19 protein-coding genes and 2 pseudogenes are annotated in these 16,279 nt (G+C 73.5%); 4 read left to right on the forward strand and 17 right to left on the reverse strand.

Translation table 11 applies throughout. From position 1 onward, the window contains the following. Positions 1-31: 31 nt before the first annotated feature. Both NX794_RS01760 and NX794_RS01765 read left to right on the forward strand, forming a co-directional pair. Positions 32-409 (forward strand): DUF2795 domain-containing protein, encoded by a 378-nt coding sequence (locus tag NX794_RS01760; protein ID WP_258776215.1) that lies wholly within the window; start codon positions 32-34, stop codon positions 407-409. Positions 410-513: 104 nt separating this feature from the next. After that, positions 514-1,056, forward strand: coding sequence for a type 1 glutamine amidotransferase domain-containing protein (locus NX794_RS01765; protein ID WP_258776216.1), 543 nt, complete (start codon positions 514-516; stop codon positions 1,054-1,056). A 68-nt stretch (positions 1,057-1,124) separates the two neighbouring features. Here the strand turns inward: NX794_RS01765 and NX794_RS01770 are convergent, their stop codons facing one another. The 3 genes from NX794_RS01770 to NX794_RS01780 all read right to left on the reverse strand — a co-directional run bounded on the left by NX794_RS01770 (position 1,125) and on the right by NX794_RS01780 (position 3,827). Next, a complete protein-coding gene (locus NX794_RS01770) occupies positions 1,125-1,382 on the reverse strand; it encodes a DUF6158 family protein (RefSeq protein WP_258776217.1) in 258 nt (85 codons plus the stop codon). Between the two features lie 95 nt (positions 1,383-1,477). Further along, complete coding sequence (locus NX794_RS01775; protein ID WP_258776218.1) at positions 1,478-3,097, reverse strand: ABC-F family ATP-binding cassette domain-containing protein; 1,620 nt, start codon at positions 3,095-3,097, stop codon at positions 1,478-1,480. Positions 3,098-3,170: 73 nt separating this feature from the next. Next, positions 3,171-3,827 (reverse strand): histidine phosphatase family protein, encoded by a 657-nt coding sequence (locus NX794_RS01780; RefSeq protein ID WP_258776219.1) that lies wholly within the window; start codon positions 3,825-3,827, stop codon positions 3,171-3,173. 103 nt (positions 3,828-3,930) lie between these two features. Between NX794_RS01780 and NX794_RS01785 the strand changes: the two genes are divergently transcribed. Further along, positions 3,931-5,424, forward strand: coding sequence for a bifunctional phosphatase PAP2/diacylglycerol kinase family protein (locus tag NX794_RS01785; RefSeq protein ID WP_258776221.1), 1,494 nt, complete (start codon positions 3,931-3,933; stop codon positions 5,422-5,424). A 91-nt stretch (positions 5,425-5,515) separates the two neighbouring features. Then, positions 5,516-6,349: a class I SAM-dependent methyltransferase gene (locus tag NX794_RS01790; RefSeq protein WP_258776222.1), complete on the forward strand. Its 834-nt coding sequence runs from the start codon at positions 5,516-5,518 to the stop codon at positions 6,347-6,349. 23 nt (positions 6,350-6,372) lie between these two features. On the opposite strand, the gene NX794_RS01795 is transcribed toward NX794_RS01790, so the two are convergent. The 14 genes and pseudogenes from NX794_RS01795 to NX794_RS01860 form a co-directional block, all read right to left on the reverse strand. Further along, the gene (locus tag NX794_RS01795) at positions 6,373-6,681 is read right to left on the reverse strand and encodes a gas vesicle protein K (RefSeq protein ID WP_258776223.1); all 309 of its coding nucleotides are present in this window, start codon (positions 6,679-6,681) and stop codon (positions 6,373-6,375) included. Further along, entirely contained in the window at positions 6,678-6,866 is a 189-nt protein-coding gene (locus NX794_RS01800) for a gas vesicle protein (protein ID WP_258776224.1), read from the reverse strand. The genes NX794_RS01795 and NX794_RS01800 overlap by 4 nt, the downstream gene beginning before the upstream one ends. Before the next feature lie 13 nt (positions 6,867-6,879). Further along, positions 6,880-7,683, reverse strand: coding sequence for a GvpL/GvpF family gas vesicle protein (locus NX794_RS01805; protein ID WP_258776225.1), 804 nt, complete (start codon positions 7,681-7,683; stop codon positions 6,880-6,882). Further along, a complete protein-coding gene (locus NX794_RS01810; protein ID WP_258776226.1) occupies positions 7,680-8,015 on the reverse strand; it encodes a gas vesicle protein in 336 nt (111 codons plus the stop codon). The genes NX794_RS01805 and NX794_RS01810 overlap by 4 nt, the downstream gene beginning before the upstream one ends. Continuing rightward, positions 8,012-9,217 (reverse strand): SRPBCC family protein, encoded by a 1,206-nt coding sequence (locus tag NX794_RS01815; protein WP_258776227.1) that lies wholly within the window; start codon positions 9,215-9,217, stop codon positions 8,012-8,014. The genes NX794_RS01810 and NX794_RS01815 overlap by 4 nt, the downstream gene beginning before the upstream one ends. Further along, a complete protein-coding gene (locus NX794_RS01820) occupies positions 9,214-9,816 on the reverse strand; it encodes a DNA primase (protein ID WP_258776228.1) in 603 nt (200 codons plus the stop codon). Before NX794_RS01820 ends, NX794_RS01815 begins: the two co-directional genes overlap by 4 nt. Continuing rightward, positions 9,813-10,076, reverse strand: coding sequence for a gas vesicle protein GvpG (locus tag NX794_RS01825; RefSeq protein WP_258776229.1), 264 nt, complete (start codon positions 10,074-10,076; stop codon positions 9,813-9,815). Before NX794_RS01825 ends, NX794_RS01820 begins: the two co-directional genes overlap by 4 nt. A gap of 31 nt (positions 10,077-10,107) precedes the next feature. Further along, positions 10,108-10,878 carry a GvpL/GvpF family gas vesicle protein gene (locus NX794_RS01830; protein ID WP_258776230.1) on the reverse strand — a complete coding sequence of 257 codons (771 nt, stop codon included), beginning with the start codon at positions 10,876-10,878 and terminating at the stop codon, positions 10,108-10,110. Next, entirely contained in the window at positions 10,875-11,309 is a 435-nt protein-coding gene (locus tag NX794_RS01835; RefSeq protein ID WP_258776231.1) for a gas vesicle structural protein GvpA, read from the reverse strand. Before NX794_RS01835 ends, NX794_RS01830 begins: the two co-directional genes overlap by 4 nt. 56 nt (positions 11,310-11,365) lie before the next feature. Beyond that, complete coding sequence (locus tag NX794_RS01840) at positions 11,366-11,710, reverse strand: gas vesicle protein GvpO (protein WP_258776232.1); 345 nt, start codon at positions 11,708-11,710, stop codon at positions 11,366-11,368. A gap of 67 nt (positions 11,711-11,777) precedes the next feature. Beyond that, positions 11,778-11,930, reverse strand: a pseudogene (locus tag NX794_RS01845) (non-homologous end-joining DNA ligase); the annotation flags it as partial. A gap of 232 nt (positions 11,931-12,162) precedes the next feature. Next, positions 12,163-12,942: pseudogene (ligD, locus tag NX794_RS01850) on the reverse strand (non-homologous end-joining DNA ligase); the annotation flags it as partial. Continuing rightward, the gene (locus NX794_RS01855; RefSeq protein WP_258776233.1) at positions 12,939-14,786 is read right to left on the reverse strand and encodes a transketolase; all 1,848 of its coding nucleotides are present in this window, start codon (positions 14,784-14,786) and stop codon (positions 12,939-12,941) included. The gene NX794_RS01855 and the pseudogene ligD, both read right to left, overlap by 4 nt. Continuing rightward, entirely contained in the window at positions 14,783-16,171 is a 1,389-nt protein-coding gene (locus NX794_RS01860) for an NAD(P)/FAD-dependent oxidoreductase (RefSeq protein ID WP_258776234.1), read from the reverse strand. Before NX794_RS01860 ends, NX794_RS01855 begins: the two co-directional genes overlap by 4 nt. Positions 16,172-16,279 lie beyond the last annotated feature (108 nt).

The raw sequence follows: 16,279 nt of genomic DNA on the forward strand, positions 1-16,279 counted from the left end.
GGCACGGACCTTCGACCCTCTGGAGGGAGACATGCAGCGAGGCAGTGACCGGCTGAGCGTCCACCGGGACGATGAGATGAAGCACGAGCTGAAGGGCATGCTCAGGTCCGGGCATCCGACGCGGGCCGAGGAGTGGCACGACCCGGAGCCGGCCGCGGACGACGACCCGGAGGTGTGGAGCGGGCCGGTCGGCGGGCTGGGTTCGCCGGCGTCGCTGGAGCGGGTGCGGATGGAGCTGGCCCGGCACCTGAGCCGGGCGGCCTTCCCCGCCACGCCCGGTGAGCTGGCGCGCAAGCTGCGCCGCCGGAACGCGCCGGGCGGTCTGGTCGACGCGGTGGCGGGGCTGCCGCGCGAGGGCCGGTACGAGACCGTGCAGCAGCTCGCCAAGGCGCTGGCCGGCGGCGGATGAGCCGGCGCCGGTGGGCCGCGCCGCCGACGCGCGGCCGGGGACAGGAAACGGCGTGTCCGGGCGGCGCAGGCCGTGCGGGCACCGGGAAAGGAAGCTGAGGAATCATGCGAGTCGCGTTTCTGGTGGCGCCCGAGGGCGTCGAGCAGGTCGAGCTGACCGAGCCGTGGAAGGCGGTCTCGGACGCCGGTCACGAGCCGGTGCTGGTGTCGACCGACTCCGGGCAGATCCAGGCGTTCAACCACCTCGACAAGGCGGACACCTTCCCCGTGGACGAGGTGGTGGGCGAGGCCGACGCCGGCTCGTTCGGTGGTCTGGTGCTGCCGGGCGGTGTGGCCAATCCGGACTTCCTGCGGATGGATGACAAGGCCGTCGCCTTCGTCAAGTCCTTCTTCGAGGAGGGGCGGCCGGTCGCGGCGATCTGCCACGCGCCCTGGACGCTGGTCGAGGCGGACGTGGTGCGCGGCCGGGTGCTGACCTCCTGGCCGAGCCTCCGGACCGACATCCGCAACGCGGGCGGCACCTGGGTGGACGAGCAGGTCAAGATCTGCGACCACGGTCCCAACCAGCTCGTCACCAGCCGCAAGCCGGACGATCTGAAGGCGTTCTGCGACGCCTTCCTGCACGTGTTCAGCGGCGAGGCCGGCTGACAGCGGTCATGGAGGGAAGGGCCGGTTGTCGCCGGTCCTTCCCTCTTGTCCTGTCCCGCCGCGGGGCCTCAGGTGCCCGGCGTGTCCGGAGTCGCCTGGTCGCCGGTGCCGCGTTCGCGGGCGCCCTCCCGGGTGCGGGCCGCGCTGACCAGGCGGCGCGGGTTGCGGCGCAGGTACTCGCCCTCCAACTGGGCCATGCGCTCGTTGTGGACCCGCAGCGCGTCGTTCGAGCCGTACAGGAGGGTGTCGTGGCGCGTGCGGTGGATCGTCTCCAGCTCCTTCATGAGCTGCTGGTCGTCCAGTCGGCTGGCGTCGACTCCGGTCATCGTGTCGCCCCGCTCGTCGTGTCCGTTCCTGAGTCCACTGTACGGACATCCGGGGCGCCGGGCCTGCGCACGCGCACGGAGCGTGACCCCCGACGTCAGCGGGCCCGCTCCACCCGTCGCTCGTCCCAGACCGGTTCCGGGGTCTCGCGGACCCGGCCGTCGCTGCCGAAGACGAGGAAGCGGTCGAAGGCGCGGGCGAACCAGCGGTCGTGGGTGACCGCGAGGACCGTCCCGTCGAAGGCCTCCAGGCCCTCCTGAAGAGCCTCCGCCGACTCCAGGTCCAGGTTGTCGGTGGGCTCGTCCAGCAACAGCGCGGTGACGCCCTGGAGTTCGAGCAGCAGGATCTGGAAGCGGGCCTGCTGGCCCCCGGAGAGGCGGTCGAAGGACTGCTCGGCCTGCTGCGTCAGCTCGTAGCGCCGCAGCCGGGACATGGCCGCCCCCCGGTCCTGGGCGTGCTCCTTCCACAGGATGTCCAGCAGGGGCCGCCCCTGGAGTTCGGGGTGGGCGTGGGTCTGCGCGAAGTGCCCGGGTACGACCCGTGCGCCCAGCCGGAACCCGCCGGTGTGGGCGACGTCCTGGCCGGCCAGCAGGCGCAGGAAGTGGGACTTGCCGGAGCCGTTGGAGCCGAGCACGGCGACCCGTTCGCCGTAGAACACCTCCAGGTCGAACGGCCGCATCAGGCCGGTGAGTTCGAGCGCCTCGCAGGTGACGGCCCGGACGCCGGTACGGCCGCCGCGCAGCCGCATGGTGATGTCCTGCTCGCGGGGCGGCTCCGGGGGCGGTCCGGCCTCCTCGAACTTGCGCAGCCGGGTCTGGGCGGCGGCGTAGCGCGAGGCCATCTCGTGGCTGACGGCGGCGGCCTGCCGGAGGTTCAGGACCAGCTTCTTCAGCTGGGCGTGCTTCTCGTCCCAGCGGCGGCGCAACTCCTCGAAGCGGGCGAAGCGTTCGCGGCGGGCCTCGTGGTAGGTGGCGAAGCCGCCGCCGTGCACCCAGGCGTCGGCGCCGGCCGGCCCCGGTTCCACGGAGACGATCTTCTCGGCGGCGCGGGCGAGGAGTTCCCGGTCGTGCGAGACGAACAGCACCGTCTTGCGGGTCTCCCGGAGCTGTTCCTCCAGCCAGCGCTTGCCGGGCACGTCCAGGTAGTTGTCCGGCTCGTCCAGCAGCAGCACCTCGTCGGTGCCGCGCAGCAGCGCCTCCAGCACGAGGCGTTTCTGCTCGCCGCCGGAGAGGGTGCGCACCTGCCGCCACTGGGCGCGCTCGTAGGGCACCCCGAGCGCGGCCGTGGTGCACATGTCCCACAGGGTCTCGGCCTCGTAGCCGCGCACCTCGGCCCAGTCGGCGAGGGCCTGGGCGTACCCGAGCTGGGCCGCCTCGTCGTCGACGGTCATCAGGGCGTGCTCGGCGTCGTCCACCGCCTTCGCGGCCTCCCGGACGCGGGGCGGGGCGACGGACACCAGCAGGTCGCGTACGGTCGTCTCGTCGCGCACCGAACCCACGAACTGGCGCATCACGCCGAGGCCGCCGCTGACGGTGACGGAGCCGCCGTGCGGTTTCAGCTCGCCGGAGATCAGCCGGAGCAGTGTGGTCTTGCCGGCGCCGTTGGGGCCGACCAGGGCGACGGCGGCTCCCTCACCGACCCGGAAGGACACGTCACCGAGCAGCGTCCTCCCGTCGGGGAGGTGGTATTCGAGGTGCGCGGCTTCCAGATGTCCCATGGTCCGGCATTCTCCGGGGCGCCCGGCGGGGAGGGCAAACCGTTATGCCCGGTCCCGGCGGGCGGCGGGCCCGTCAGCCCGCCGGGTCCACCGGCTCCCCCGCCGGGCCGCCCTCCCCCGCCGGCACCACGGTGGCCCCTTCCCAGCTCAGGGCCTTCCAGCCGTCGGCCGGGGCGCCCTCCAGGACGACGACGCCGGTGTTGCCGAGGGGGCGGGCGGCGGCGAAGGAGACATCGACGTTGGCGGCGCGGGCGGCGGTCCAGACCCGGATGGCGGCGCCGTGGCTGATCATGGCGACGGTCCGGGCGCCGCTCGCGGCGGCCTCCGCGACCACCGCGTCGAAGCGGGCCAGGGCCTCCGCGCCGCTCTCGCCGCCGGGGACGCGCAGGGCGGTCTCGCCGGACGCCCAGGCGAAGGCGGTACGCAGGTACAGCAGGCCCTCGGGCGAGGAACCGGGCCGCATCTCCAGGTCACCGGCGGACACCTCCCGGATGCCGTCCCGGACCCGCACCTGAAGGCCCCGGGCGGCGGCGAGCGGCGCGGCGGTGAGCCGGGTGCGGGTCAGCGTGGAGGCGTACACGGCGTCGATGTCCTCGCCGGCGAGCGCCTCGGGCAGGGCGGCGGCCTGCGCCTCGCCGAGCGGGGTCAGTCCGGGACCCGGTACGGCCGTGTCCAGCAGGTGGTCCACGTTGGACGGGGTCTGGCCGTGGCGGACCAGCAGCAGGCGCATCCGGGGGTCTCCTTCCGCCCCGGCCGGCCCCCGGTGCGGCACCGGTCGGCCACCCGGCGCACGGGGAACACAAGAAACGGGCACTTCAGGGTAACCGCACCCCATGAGCCCAGACCTGGACCTGACGGCCGTCCCGACCGGCCCCAACCCCCTGCGCAAGCTGCTCGACCTCGACGGCCGGGTGTTCGAGACGGCCGCCGCCCGGCACTGGCCCGGCGCCGAGCGGGTACTGCCCCGGCTGAGCCGGAGCGCGAACCACGGGGTGCTGTGGTTCGCCACGGCCGCCGCGATGGCCGCGAGCCGCACCCCGCGCGGCCGCCGGGCGGCCGTACGGGGGCTGGCCTCGCTCGGCCTCGCCTCGCTGACGATCAACACCCTCGGCAAGCGCTCGGTGCGCCGGGCCCGCCCGGTGCTGGACCCGGTGCCGCTGGTGCGGCGGCTGAAGCGGCAGCCGATCACCACCTCGTTCCCGTCCGGGCACGCGGCGTCGGCCGCCGCCTTCGCGACCGGGGTGGCGCTGGAGTCGCCCGCCTGGGGCGCGGCGGTGGCGCCGGCGGCGGTCTCGGTGGCCGCCTCCCGCGTTTACACCGGCGTGCACTTCCCGAGCGACGTGCTGGCCGGCGCGGCCCTCGGCGTGGGCGCGGCCTTCCTGGTACGGCGGCTGGTGCCGACCCGGGCCCAGCTGTGGCGGCCGGCCCGCCCGCGCACCGAGGCGCCGGCGCTGCCCGAGGGCGAGGGCCTGGTGATGGTGGCCAACCGGGCCTCGGGTACGGCGGACCGGGTGCGGGCGTTGCACGCGGCGCTGCCGGGGGCCGAGCTGGTCGAGTGCGCGCCGGAGGAGGTCGCGGACGAGCTGGAGAAGGCCGCGGCGCGGGCCACGGTGCTCGGAGTGTGCGGCGGCGACGGCACCGTGAACGCCGCCGCCCGGGTGGCCCTGCGCCACGGCCTGCCGCTGGCGGTGCTGCCCGGCGGCACCCTCAACCACTTCGCCTACGACCTGGGTGTGGAGGACGAGCGCGCGCTCGCCCGGGCCGTGCGGCACGGCGAGGCGGTCCGGGTGGACGTGGGCCGGTTCCGCACCGCCGACGACGAGGGACTCTTCCTCAACACGCTCAGCCTGGGCGTGTACCCGGAGCTGGTGCGTGCCCGCGACCGCTGGTCGCACCGGATCGGCGGCTGGTCGGCCGGGGTGCTGGGCGCGCTGCGGGTGCTGCGGGCGGACCAGCACCCGCTGGAGATGGAGCTGGGCGGCGAGCGGCGGCCGATGTGGCTGCTCTTCGTCGGCAACGGCGTCTACCACCGCATGGGCCTCGCCCCGGGCCGCCGCACCGACCTGGCGGACGGCCTGCTGGACGTGCGAGTGGTGCACGGCAGCCGGCGGCCCGCGCTGCGGCTGCTCGCGGCGGCCGCGGCCGGCCCCCTGACCCGGTCACCGGCGCACGCCGCGACCCAGGTCAACCGGCTGCGCCTGACCGGCCTCGCCGCCGGCACCCCGCTGGCGTTCGACGGCGAGGTCACCCCGGTCTCCGGCGACGTGACGCTGGAGAAGCTGCCCGAGGCACTGACGGTGTACCGGCCGCTGACTCCGGCCATCTGACGCAACGTCAGTCCGGACTGTGAAACGCGGGTCTCATCATTCGGAGTGCGCGCGTACCGTGTCGCGTACGACGACGCGAAGGGGTGGCGCCATGCCGAAAGCGCGGGAGACCGCCGTCTACACCCACGGGCACCACGAGTCGGTGCTGCGCTCGCACACCTGGCGCACCGCCGCCAACTCGGCGGCCTACCTGCTCGGCGTCCTCAGGCCCGACATGAGGGTCCTGGACATCGGCTGCGGTCCGGGCACCATCACCGCCGACCTGGCGGAGCTGGTCCCGGACGGCCGGGTCACCGGCGTCGACCACGCCCCGGGCATCCTGGAGCGGGCCCGCGCCACCGCCGCGGCGCGCGGCCTGGGCAACGCCGACTTCGCGGTCGCGGACGTGCACGCCCTGGACTTCCCGGACGACACCTTCTGCGTGGTCCACGCCCACCAGGTGCTCCAGCACGTGGGCGACCCGGTGCGGGCGCTGCGCGAGATGCGCCGGGTGACCAGGCCGGGCGGCTACATCGCCGTACGCGACGCGGACTACGCGGCGATGACCTGGTACCCGGCGGTCGACGGCCTGGACGACTGGCTGGACCTGTACGAGCGGGTGGCCCGGGCCAATGGCGGGGAGCCCGACGCCGGGCGCCGGCTGAAGGCGTGGGCGCTGGCCGCGGGGCTGACGGACGTCACCGCCACCTCGGGCACCTGGACGTTCACCACGCCCGAGGAGCGGGCGTGGTGGAGCGGGCTGTGGGCGGACCGCACCGTGGCCTCCGCCTACGCGGAGCTGGCCACCCGGGGCGGCCACGCGACCGCCGGGCAACTGCGGGCGGTGTCCGAGGCGTGGCGGGAGTGGGGCCGGCGGGAGGACGGCTGGTTCGCCGTCCTGCACGGGGAGATCCTCTGCCGCGAGCCGGCGCCCGGGGAGGCGTGAGCCGCCTCAGTCGCGGGGCCGCCTCAATCGCGGGGCAGCAGCGGGCCGAGCGGCCCCAGGTCCAGGTTCAGGTCCTCGGGCCGCAGCCCGAACCGGTCCCGCAGCTCCGCCATCCGGTCCTCCAGCAGCATCAGGGTCAGCCCGATGCGCTCCTCCTGCTCCTCGGTGAGGTCGCCGGTGTCGAAGCGGCGTACCGCCTGCCGTTCCATGAGCTGGCGCAGCAGTTCCACGACCGTGAGCACGAGCTTCACCAGATCGCGCTCGATCGTGTCGGGCTCCAGGTCCAGCCGCTTGCCCGTACCGCCCGTATCACCCGAGCCGCCCGTGCTCATACCGACTCCTCGAAAGGCGAGGGGACGTTCTCGTTGACCGAGCTGATCAGGGCGTTCAGGTCGATGCGCACCAGGTCGACGTCGGCGATGCGCAGGGTGAGATCGCCGGTGATGACGACCCCGCCCGCCAGCAGCCGGTCGAGCAGGTCTACGAGCGCGATCTCCCGGCGTTCCACGACGGTCACCGCTCGGTCCCCCTCATGATTCCTCTCCCTCTCCCCCGCCGGGCGCCCGGTCGGCCCTCCCGCGCGGCTGTTCCTCCGTGAACGAGTAGGCGGCCCAGGGACCGGTCAGCTCCACCCGGATGCCGGGCGCCTCGTCCTTCGTCCGGTCGACCATCTCCACGAACTCCTCGGAGTGCGCGCGAGGCACCAGATAGGCGCCGTTCAGCACGTTCTGGCCCGGTCCGGAGGTGAGCGCGTTGTTCTGCGGCGCGTGCAGGCGGGAGTCGTCGGCACAGCGGGCGAGCCGCTCGTGCAGGGACTGCGCGAAGCCCTCGGCCCGCTGCCACTTCTCCTCGTGCGCGTGGCTGCGCTCCCGGCGCCGGCGCAGGTAGTCCCGGCCGCTGACGGGCTTCGCCGGCTCCGGGGCGGGCTCGGCGGGCTCGGGCTCGACGTACACCTTCACGCCCCACTCCACCCGGCCCTGGAGCCGGTTCAGGGCCGAATGGAAGTCCTCCTCGCGCTCCTCGATCATGCTGCGCACCCCGCTGTCGTCCCGGAAGACGGTCGCGAGCCGGAGCGGCAGCGGGGTGGTGACCGTGGTGAGCGCGTCGATCACGCCCTGGTGGGCGCGGGCGGTGGCGGCCAGCCAGTCGAGGTCCTCCAGGTGGGCCTTGAGGGAGTCCTCGCTGAAGTCGGCCGCCGGGACGCTGCTGACGACGGCGACCAGGTCGCGGTGGCGCAGCAGCGCCGGCGGGGCGCCCCCGATCCCGGTGAGCTGGGCCTGCAGGGGCGTCCCGAACGGCCGGCAGACGGCGTAGACGTAACGCAGACCGCTCATGGTGCCTCCCTCGGTTCGCGGCCGGGCTCCAGCTCCTCCAGCCGGGCCAGCCGTTCGCGCAGCTCGGCGTTCTCCCGGGCCAGCTCGTCACGGCGGGCCCGGCTGGAGAGGGCCGGGTCGGTCTCCCACCAGTCGATGCCCATCTCCTTGGCCTTGTCGACCGAGGCGACGATCAGCCTCAGTTTGATCGTCAGGAGTTCGATGTCGAGGAGGTTGATCCGGATGTCACCCGCGATGACGACACCCTTGTCGAGCACACGCTCCAGGATGTCGCCGAGGTTGGCCCCGGAGCCCTGGCCATAGGGCTCCGGGAAACGGCCGGGCGTCGTCATCGACGGCCCCCGCGCCCAGCCGGCTCAGGCTCCTCTTCCTCCTCGGCCGGCTCGGGCTCCTCTTCCTCTTCGGCCTCGTACTCCTCCTCCGGCTCCTCACCCTCCTCGGGCTCGGCCTCGGCCTCGTCCTCGTACGCGCCTTCCTCGTCCTCGGCGGGCTCCTCGCCGCCTTCCTCGTACTCGTCCTCGTACTCGGCGTCCTCTTCGGGCTCCTCGGACTCCTCGGACTCGGCGGGCTCGTCGGCCTCGTCCTCGTACTGCCCCTCGTCCGTCTCCTCGCCCTCCTCGGGCTCCTCGCCCTCCTCGGACTCGGTCTCCTCGGACTCGCGTTCCTCCTCGGCCACCGCGTCCTCGTGGCTGCGGACCACCTCGCCGTCGCGGATCTCGCCGCGCCAGCCGTCCTCCGCCTCGCCCTTGAGGGTGATGAACCGGGCGAAGTTCTTCAGGTCGAGCCTGGCCCGGCGGCCCTGGGCGCGCCAGATGTTGCCGGTCTTCTCGAAGAGACCGCTCGGGTAGTACTCCATGACGAGCAGCACCCGGGTGAGGTTCTCGCCGAGCGAGTGGAAGGTGACGACACCCTTGGTGCTGCCCTTCGCGCCCTCCGACGTCCACTGGATGCGGTAGTCGGGGACCTGCTCGGTGGTGTGCGCCTTCCAGCTGCGGCTGGACCAGAAGATCTTCGCCTGCCAGTCGGTGTCGGTGTCACCGGCGCGGTTGGCGCTCTTGACACCCTTCGCGAAATTGGAGAAGTCCTTGTACTGGGTCCACTGGTCGTAGGCGGTGCGCAGCGGCACGCCGACGTCGATGGACTCCATGATCACGGTGGGCTTGTTGCCGCCCCCGCCCTTCTTCTGCCCCTTGCCGCCCCCGAGGTTCTTCAGCGCGCCCATGACGTTCTCCTTGGCCCGGGAGGCTCCGAGCTCCAGCGCGCTGCGCACCGGGCCCTTGCCCTCGGCGATCTTGCGGCCGCCCTCCAGCGCCAGCTTGGCGAAGCCCGGGCTGTTGCCCTCGGCGATGTCGTTGAGCTTCAGGGTGGTCTGGCCGAGCTTGCGGCCGAGGCCGGTCAGCGCCTTGGTGGCCTGGGCCGCCAGGTACTCCTGGGCCTCCGCCTTGAGCCGGTCGGCGGCCTCGCTGTGCGCGATGTTGGTGAGCGGGTTGCCGTCCTTGGCCGCGCCGGCGGCCGATCCCACGGACTGCGTCATCGGTCATCGCCGCCCTTCGGCCGCCGCGACGCGGTACCGCGGGCGGAGGCCGTCTTCTTCGCGGCCGTCTTGCGGGCCGCGGTGGTCTTCTTCGCCGCCGCCTTCTTGGCCGGCGGCTTGTCGGCGGACTTCTCCGCGGACTTGCGGGCCGGGGCCTTCTTCGCGGGCCGCTTGCGGGGTGCGTCCCCGTCGCCGCCCGAGCGGCTCTCCTCGCGCGGCTCCTCGTCGTCGGAGTCCTCGTCGCGCGGCTCGCGCTCCTCGTCGTCCTCGGACCCGGACACCACGCCGTTGAGCTGGTCGCGCACCTGGGAGGTACGGCCCTGCAGCCGGTCGGCGAGCGCGTTCATCTGCCGCTCGACCATCGCCCCGGTGGCGGCCTTGCCGACCCCGCGCATGTCCTGGCGCAGCTGGTCGCCGATCTCCTTGAACTGCGGATTGTTCTGCAGTTGCTGGCTCACCAGGTCGGCGATGCCCTTCGGGGTGAGGTTGAGCTTCTTGCCGGCCACCAGGGAGCCGACGGCGAGCGCCATTTTCAGCTTCTTCGTCCGCCCCAGCAGATAGCCGGCCCCTATCGCGAGGCCCAGCGTCGTTCGATTCATCGTCCCGTCCCGTTGCCTGTGGTGTCGCCGGAGCCCATGGCCGTCTCCAGCCGGTCGAGGAGTTCGTCCTCGCGCCGGTCGAACTCCTCCTCGGTGATCTCGCCGGCCTCAAGCTGTTCCTCAAGGCGGGCCAGCTCGGCCCGAACGGTGGCGGGGTCGTAGTAGATCCGTTCCGCCTCGCGGAGCACCTGCTTCATGGCCCACGCGCTGCCGCGCACGGGGGCGAACGGCAGCATCAGTACTTCGCCGATCAGTCCCATGGTGATCTCCTTGTCCGTTCGGGCCCGGGCGTCACTGCGCCCCGGCGTCCGCCCCGGCCGTGCTGCCGGCGGGCTCGGCGGGACCGGGCTCGACGAAGCTGTACGGGGGCAGCGGTCCGTTCACCCGCAGCTCCAGGTGGGGGTTCTCGTCGCGGATCTGCTGGACGGCGGCCACGAAGTGCTCGGCCTCGTCCCGGGCCACCAGGAACGACACGCTGAGCAGCCAGCCGGTGGACTCCGGTCCCACGCTCACCGCGGCGGCGGTCGGCGTCAGCTCGCTCCGCACCCGCTGCGCGTCGTCGGACTCCTTGGCCTTGACGCTGGCCGCGACCATCTCGCCGAGGCGGATCTTGTCGTCGTAGCTCCCGCCGCCGGAGCGCCGGTTGGCCTCGGCGAGGGCGCGCACCTCGGCGTTCTCCGCCATCACCAGGTGCAGCACGGCCTCCTCGACATGGGTGGCCTTGACGTTGTACTCGACCTTGCCGTCCAGCTCCCGGAGCCGCTCCAGGTAGTGCTCCTGCCGCTCCTGGAGCACCTGGGTGACCGCGTCGTCGTCGTCCGCGACGCTGCCGAAGCGCATGGGCAGCACGCAGCCGGCCACGCCGGCCTCGGCGAGCACGTTCTGGTGCGCCAGCAGGTCCCGGCGCTTGGGCCGCAGGTCCTCCGGGGCGTCGCTGACCACGGCGGTCAGCTCACCCGCGGTGAGGAGGCGGATCGGCAGGGACGGCTGCCCCACCCCGGTGGCGTCCTCGGGGAGCGCCGGGTGCGAGCTCGCGGTGATGCCATAGACGTACGTGCTCACTCCTGCTCCTCCTTCCGGCGCGCGGGCGCCTTGCGGGCGCGCGGCCGGGACTGGGTCTGGGACTCCTTCTCGCCCTCTCCGCGGGCCTGGCTGAAGGCGTCGGATATGGTCTCGGCGGCGCCGGACAGCGCCCCCTTGGACTTGCCGCGGGCACCGGACTCGGTGACCTCGCCGACGATCTCGGGCAGGCCCGGGCTCTTGTTCGGGCCGGACTCCAGGTCGAGGCGGTTGCAGGCCTCGGCGAAGCGCAGATAGGTGTCGACGCTGGCCACGACGACCCGGACGTCGATCTTCAGGATCTCGATGCCGACCAGGGAGACCCGCACGAAGGCGTCGATCACCAGGCCTCGGTCGAGAACCAGCTCAAGGACGTCGTAGAGGCCGCTGCTGCCGCCTCCGCCTCCGGACTGCTGTGCCGGGACAACGCTCATGCCGGCTGTTCCTCCTCGCGTGTAGTCGTGTGGTGGTGGGGTGTCACCGGCGGGGTCTAGCGCCCGCCGCGCGCGTCGGCCCTGCCGCGTTCGTAGCGGCGTACGCGCCGGTACCCCGTGAGCTGGCCGTGTGCGTCCAGCTCGACCTGGTAGCTCGCCATCAGGCTCATGGTGTCGGGTACCCTCTCCAGTTCGAGAACCTCGACCTCCAGTGCCCAGCCCTCGTCCGTCCGCTCGAAGGAGGACACCGATTCCGGTGTCATCCCGGTGAGTTCGGCGAGCTGGGCACGTGCCTCGCGGAGCACCTCCATCGGGGACTTGCTCTGTGTCTTGCGGGGTTCGCGGGACTCGTGTGATTCCCGTGAACTCTGTGATGCTGATGTGTCATTTGAGTTCGACATGGCCACCTCTCCCCTGCGTGTGGCCGCCACATCCATGGCCAAACCTCAAAGAGCGAATGCGCCCGGGTCAGTCACGCAGTGCGGCCAGGCGTGTACGGGCCGTTCGCAGCAAGCGCCCGTGACCGGGCAGGGCGGCCCAGGAGTCCGTGCGTGCCTGGTCCACGGCGTCGGCGAGGGTCCAGTGCCGGGCGTCCACGCCGGGATCGTCCACCTGTTCCCAGGCTAGGCCCTGTCGTCAAACTCCCTCCCCCAGCCTCCGGCCGGGAGGTACCCCCAGCTCCACGACGCCATGCACGCACTCTCGCCGCACCGGGCCCTGACCCAAGTACGTCCAGTACGAGGATCAGGGCCCGGCACTCCCCCAGCCTCCGGCCGGGGGGACCCCCAGAGCACGCACCTGACGCCGCGAAGCCCGCCCTCCGGGCGAACGGCGGGAGTTTGACGACAGGACCTAGGGGCACCGCGACGGGCGCGCCCGGCAGGGCGCGGACGGTGTAGGGGGCGACGGCGGTCTGCGCGTAGCCGTTGCGCTGCACGTCGAGGTAGAGCCGGTTGCCGCGCTCGTTCTTGCGGGCGGCCGTGGTGAGCCGGTCCGGGTGCCGGGCCGCGGCGCACTCGGCGACGTCGTGGGCGAACCGCCGTACCGTGTCGAAGTCCTGGCGGCCGTCGAGCGGGACCACGAGGTGCAGTCCGCGCGATCCGGTGGTCATCGGCGCGGCCGGCAGGCCCAGTTCGTCCAGCAGCTCCCGCAACCAGCCGGCCGCGGCGCGGACTTACCTGAAGTCGTCCTCGGCCGGGTCGAGGTCGAACACGAGCCGGTCGGGATGGTCGGGGCCGGCGGCGCGGTCGGTGCGCGAGAGCCAACGGTGCAGGGTGACGCAGGCCTGGTCGGCGAGGTAGAGGAGGGTGGCGGTGTCGTCGCACACGACGTGCGTGACGGTGCCGCCCTCCTTGGCGACCTCGGCGCGCCTGATCCAGTCCGGATAGTGCTCCGGGGTGTTCTTTTGCATGAACCGAGGGCCGTCCAGGCCGTCCGGATACCGCTCCAGCATCAGCGGACGGCCCCGCAGGTGCGGCAGCAGGTACGGCGCCACGGACCGGTGGTAGTCGGCGAGGTCGCCCTTGGTGTACGGCGCGGTACCCCCGCGGCCCGGGAAGAGCACCTTCCCGGGCCGCTGGATCCGCACGGTACGACGGCCCGCCCGCAGGGTCCGGGCGTCGCCGTCGGTCATCGCACGACCGCCTCCTCCACCAGCAGCTTGGCCGCCGCCGCGATGCCCTCGGCGTCGATGCCGGCCGCGTGCAGCTGCTCGTCGGGGGCCGCGGAGCCGGGCATGGTGCGCACCGCGAGCCGTACCAGGCGCGGCACGGGCCCGCCGTCCGCGAACGCCTCGGCGACCGCGTCCCCGAGGCCGCCCTCGGCGTGGTGATCTTCCACGGTGACCAGGCAGCCGGTCTCCTCGGCGGCCCGGCGCAGCGTCTCGGTGTCGACGGGCTTGACCGAGTACAGGTCGATCACCCGAACCCGGATGCCGTCCTGGGCGAGCCGGTCGGCGGCGGCCAGCGCCTCGGGCACGGTCACGCCGGCCGCGACGACGGTCAGCCGGTCGTCCTCGGACGAGCGCAGCGTCTTGCTGCCGCCGACCGGGAAGTCCTCCTCGGGCCCGTAGATCACCGGGGTCTTGCCGCGGGAGGTGCGCAGATAGCGGATGCCGTCGAGGCCGGCCATGGTCCCGATGAGCTTGGCGGTCTGGTTGGCGTCGCACGGGTAGAGCACGGTCGAGCCGTACACGGAGCGGAACATCGCCAGGTCCTCCAGGCCCATCTGGGAGGGCCCGTCCTCGCCGATGGCGGTGCCGGCGTGCGAGCCGACCAGGTTGATCCCGGAGCCGCTGATGGCCGCCATGCGCACGAAATCGTAGGCGCGGCTGAGGAAGGCGGCGAACGTGGCCGCGTACGGCACCCAGCCGCGCGCGGCCATGCCGACGGCGGCGGCGACGAGCTGCTGCTCGGCGATGTAGCACTCGAAGTACCGGTCGGGGTGGGCCTTGGCGAACTCCTCGGTGCGGGTGGAGTCGCCGACCTCGCCGTCCAGCGCGACGACGTCGCCGCGGGCGCCGCCGAGCGCGGCCAGCGCGGCGCCGAAGGCGTCCCGGGTGGCGACCTCGTCGCCCACGTCGTAGCGCGGGAGCCGGAGGACCTCGGTGGTGTGGTCGCGCAGCGCGGCGGCGGCCGGCGGCTCGCCCACGTGGAGGTGCAGGTCGCGCTCTCCGCCGAGTTCCTCGATGGCCTCGTCGGCGTGCGGCAGCGGCTTGCCGTGCTGGCCCTCGCGGTCCTCGACGGCGGCGACGCCCTTGCCCTTGAGGGTGCGGGCGAGGATGACGGTGGGCTGCCCGGTGGTGGACAGCGCCTCGCCGTAGGCCCGGTCGATCTTGTCGACGTCGTGTCCGTCGATCTCGACGGTGTGCCAGCCGAAGGCCTGGAAGCGGCGGGCGTAGGCGTCCAGGTCGTGGCCGTGCCGGGTGGGGCCGCGCTGCCCGAGCCGGTTGACGTCCACGATGGCGATCAGGTTGTCCAGGTTCTCGTACCCGGCGTGCTCGGCGGCCTCCCACACCGAGCCCTCGGCCAGCTCGCTGTCGCCGCACAGCACCCATACCCGGTGCCCGGTGCGGTCCAGCCGCTTGCCGGCGAGCGCGATGCCGACGCCGACCGGGAGGCCCTGGCCGAGGGAGCCGGTGGCCGTCTCGACCCAGGGCAGGCGGCGGGGCGAGGGGTGTCCCTCCAGCCGGCTGCCGAGCTTGCGGAAGGTGAGCAGTTCGCCGTCCTCGATGGCGCCGGCGGCCTTGAAGGCGGAGTACAGCAGCGGCGAGGCGTGTCCCTTGGACAGGATGAAGCGGTCGTTGGCGGGGTGCTCGGGGCGCTCGAAGTCGTAGCGCAGGTGGTTCGCGAGCAGGACGGCCACGAGGTCGGCCGCGGACATCGAGGACGTGGGGTGCCCGGACTCCGCTGCCGCGGCGGCCCGCACACTGTCCACGCGCAACTGCTGTCCCAGTTCGGCGAGTTCGGCGGTGTTCATCGGTTTCCTCGGTCTCCTTGCGCTGAGTCGGACGGGTCGGTCGGGTGGGTTTTCGGTGCGTCTCCCGCCGGTGCGGGCGTCGGGTCCGGGCCGCCGGGTACCCGCGCCAGCTCCGGTGAAGCCGTGTCCAGGGGCACCGACCAGGAGCGCAGGAGGCCCAACTGGACGCCCTGGCGTGGCAGTACGGCGTCCAGCAGCCAGTCGGCGGCGACCCGGACCCGGTTCCCGGGCAGCGCGGCCAGGTGGTAGCCGCGGGTGACGGCGCCGGCCGCCGGTCCGGACAGCGGGATGCCGAACGGGTTGGCGGCGGCCCGGGCTCCGCCCAGATCGACGGCGAACCCGAGGTCGCGGTGGCGGTAGGGGCGCCCGCGCCGGCTCCGGTCGAGCGAGGCGGCCACGTTCTCGGCGGCGACCCGGCCCTGCCGCCAGGCGTGCTGGGCCGTCATCGGGGTGAACTCGCCGGGCCGCCGCAGATCCGGGACGGCCGCCGCGTCCCCGCACGCGAACACCTCCGGGCGGCCGGGGACCCGCAGGTACGGGTCGACGAGCAGCCGTCCCCGCTCCAGCGGCTCCCCGACGGCCGTCACCAGCGGGTCCGGCCGGACGCCCACACACCACACCAGGGTCCGGGAGGCGACGAACTCGCCGTCGCTGAGGAGCACGCCGTCGGGCGTGGCCTCCCGCACCGAGGTGCCGGTCCGCACTTGAACGCCCCGGGCCCGCAGCGCGCGGGCGGCCGTGCGGGACATCCGCTCGTCCATCTCCGGGAGCACGCGCGGCGCCACGTCCAGCAGCAGCCAGCGGGGGCGCGGGCCGCCGCGCCGGGCCGGCCGGTCGGTGAAGATCTTCAGGTGGGCGGCCACCTCGGTGCCGGTGTAGCCCGCGCCGACCACCACGAAGGTGCACCGGGCCGCGCGGAGCGCCGGGTCGGTCTCGGCGGCGGCCAGTTCCATCTGCCGGGTCACGTGGTCGCGCAGGTACAGGGCTTCGGGCAGCCCCCGGAAGCCGTGCGCGTGCTCGGCGACCCCGGGCACCGGCAGCAGCTTGTTGACGCTGCCGACGGCCAGCACCAGGCGGTCGTAGCCGAGGGTGCCCGCGTCGCCCTCGGGGCCGGTGTACCGCACGGTCCGGGCGTCCAGGTCGACGTGGTCCGCCTCGCCGAGCACCAGCCGGACCCCGCGCAGCGTGCCGGGCAGGGACACGGTGACCCGGCGGGCCTCCAGGACACCGGCGGCGACCTGGGGCAGCAGCGGCAGGTACAGGAAGTAGTCGGTGGGGTTCAGCAGGGTGATGTCGGCCCGGCCGCGGGCGAGACGCGCCAGGGTGCGGGCGGCCCGGTACCCGGCGAAACCGGCGCCGACGACCACGACACGAGGTCGGTTCACGGTGCGCCTCCGGCGGTGTGGCTCGTCCCAGGCCTTCCGCGTAACCGGGGCCGGGGCAACCAAACGCCGGGCGGGTCACCCGGTCGGCGTCCCGGGACGCCGATTCGG

Origin of the sequence: Streptomyces pyxinicus (assembly GCF_024753135.1) — a bacterium.
GTDB classification, from domain to species: Bacteria; Actinomycetota; Actinomycetes; order Streptomycetales; family Streptomycetaceae; genus Streptomyces; species Streptomyces pyxinicus.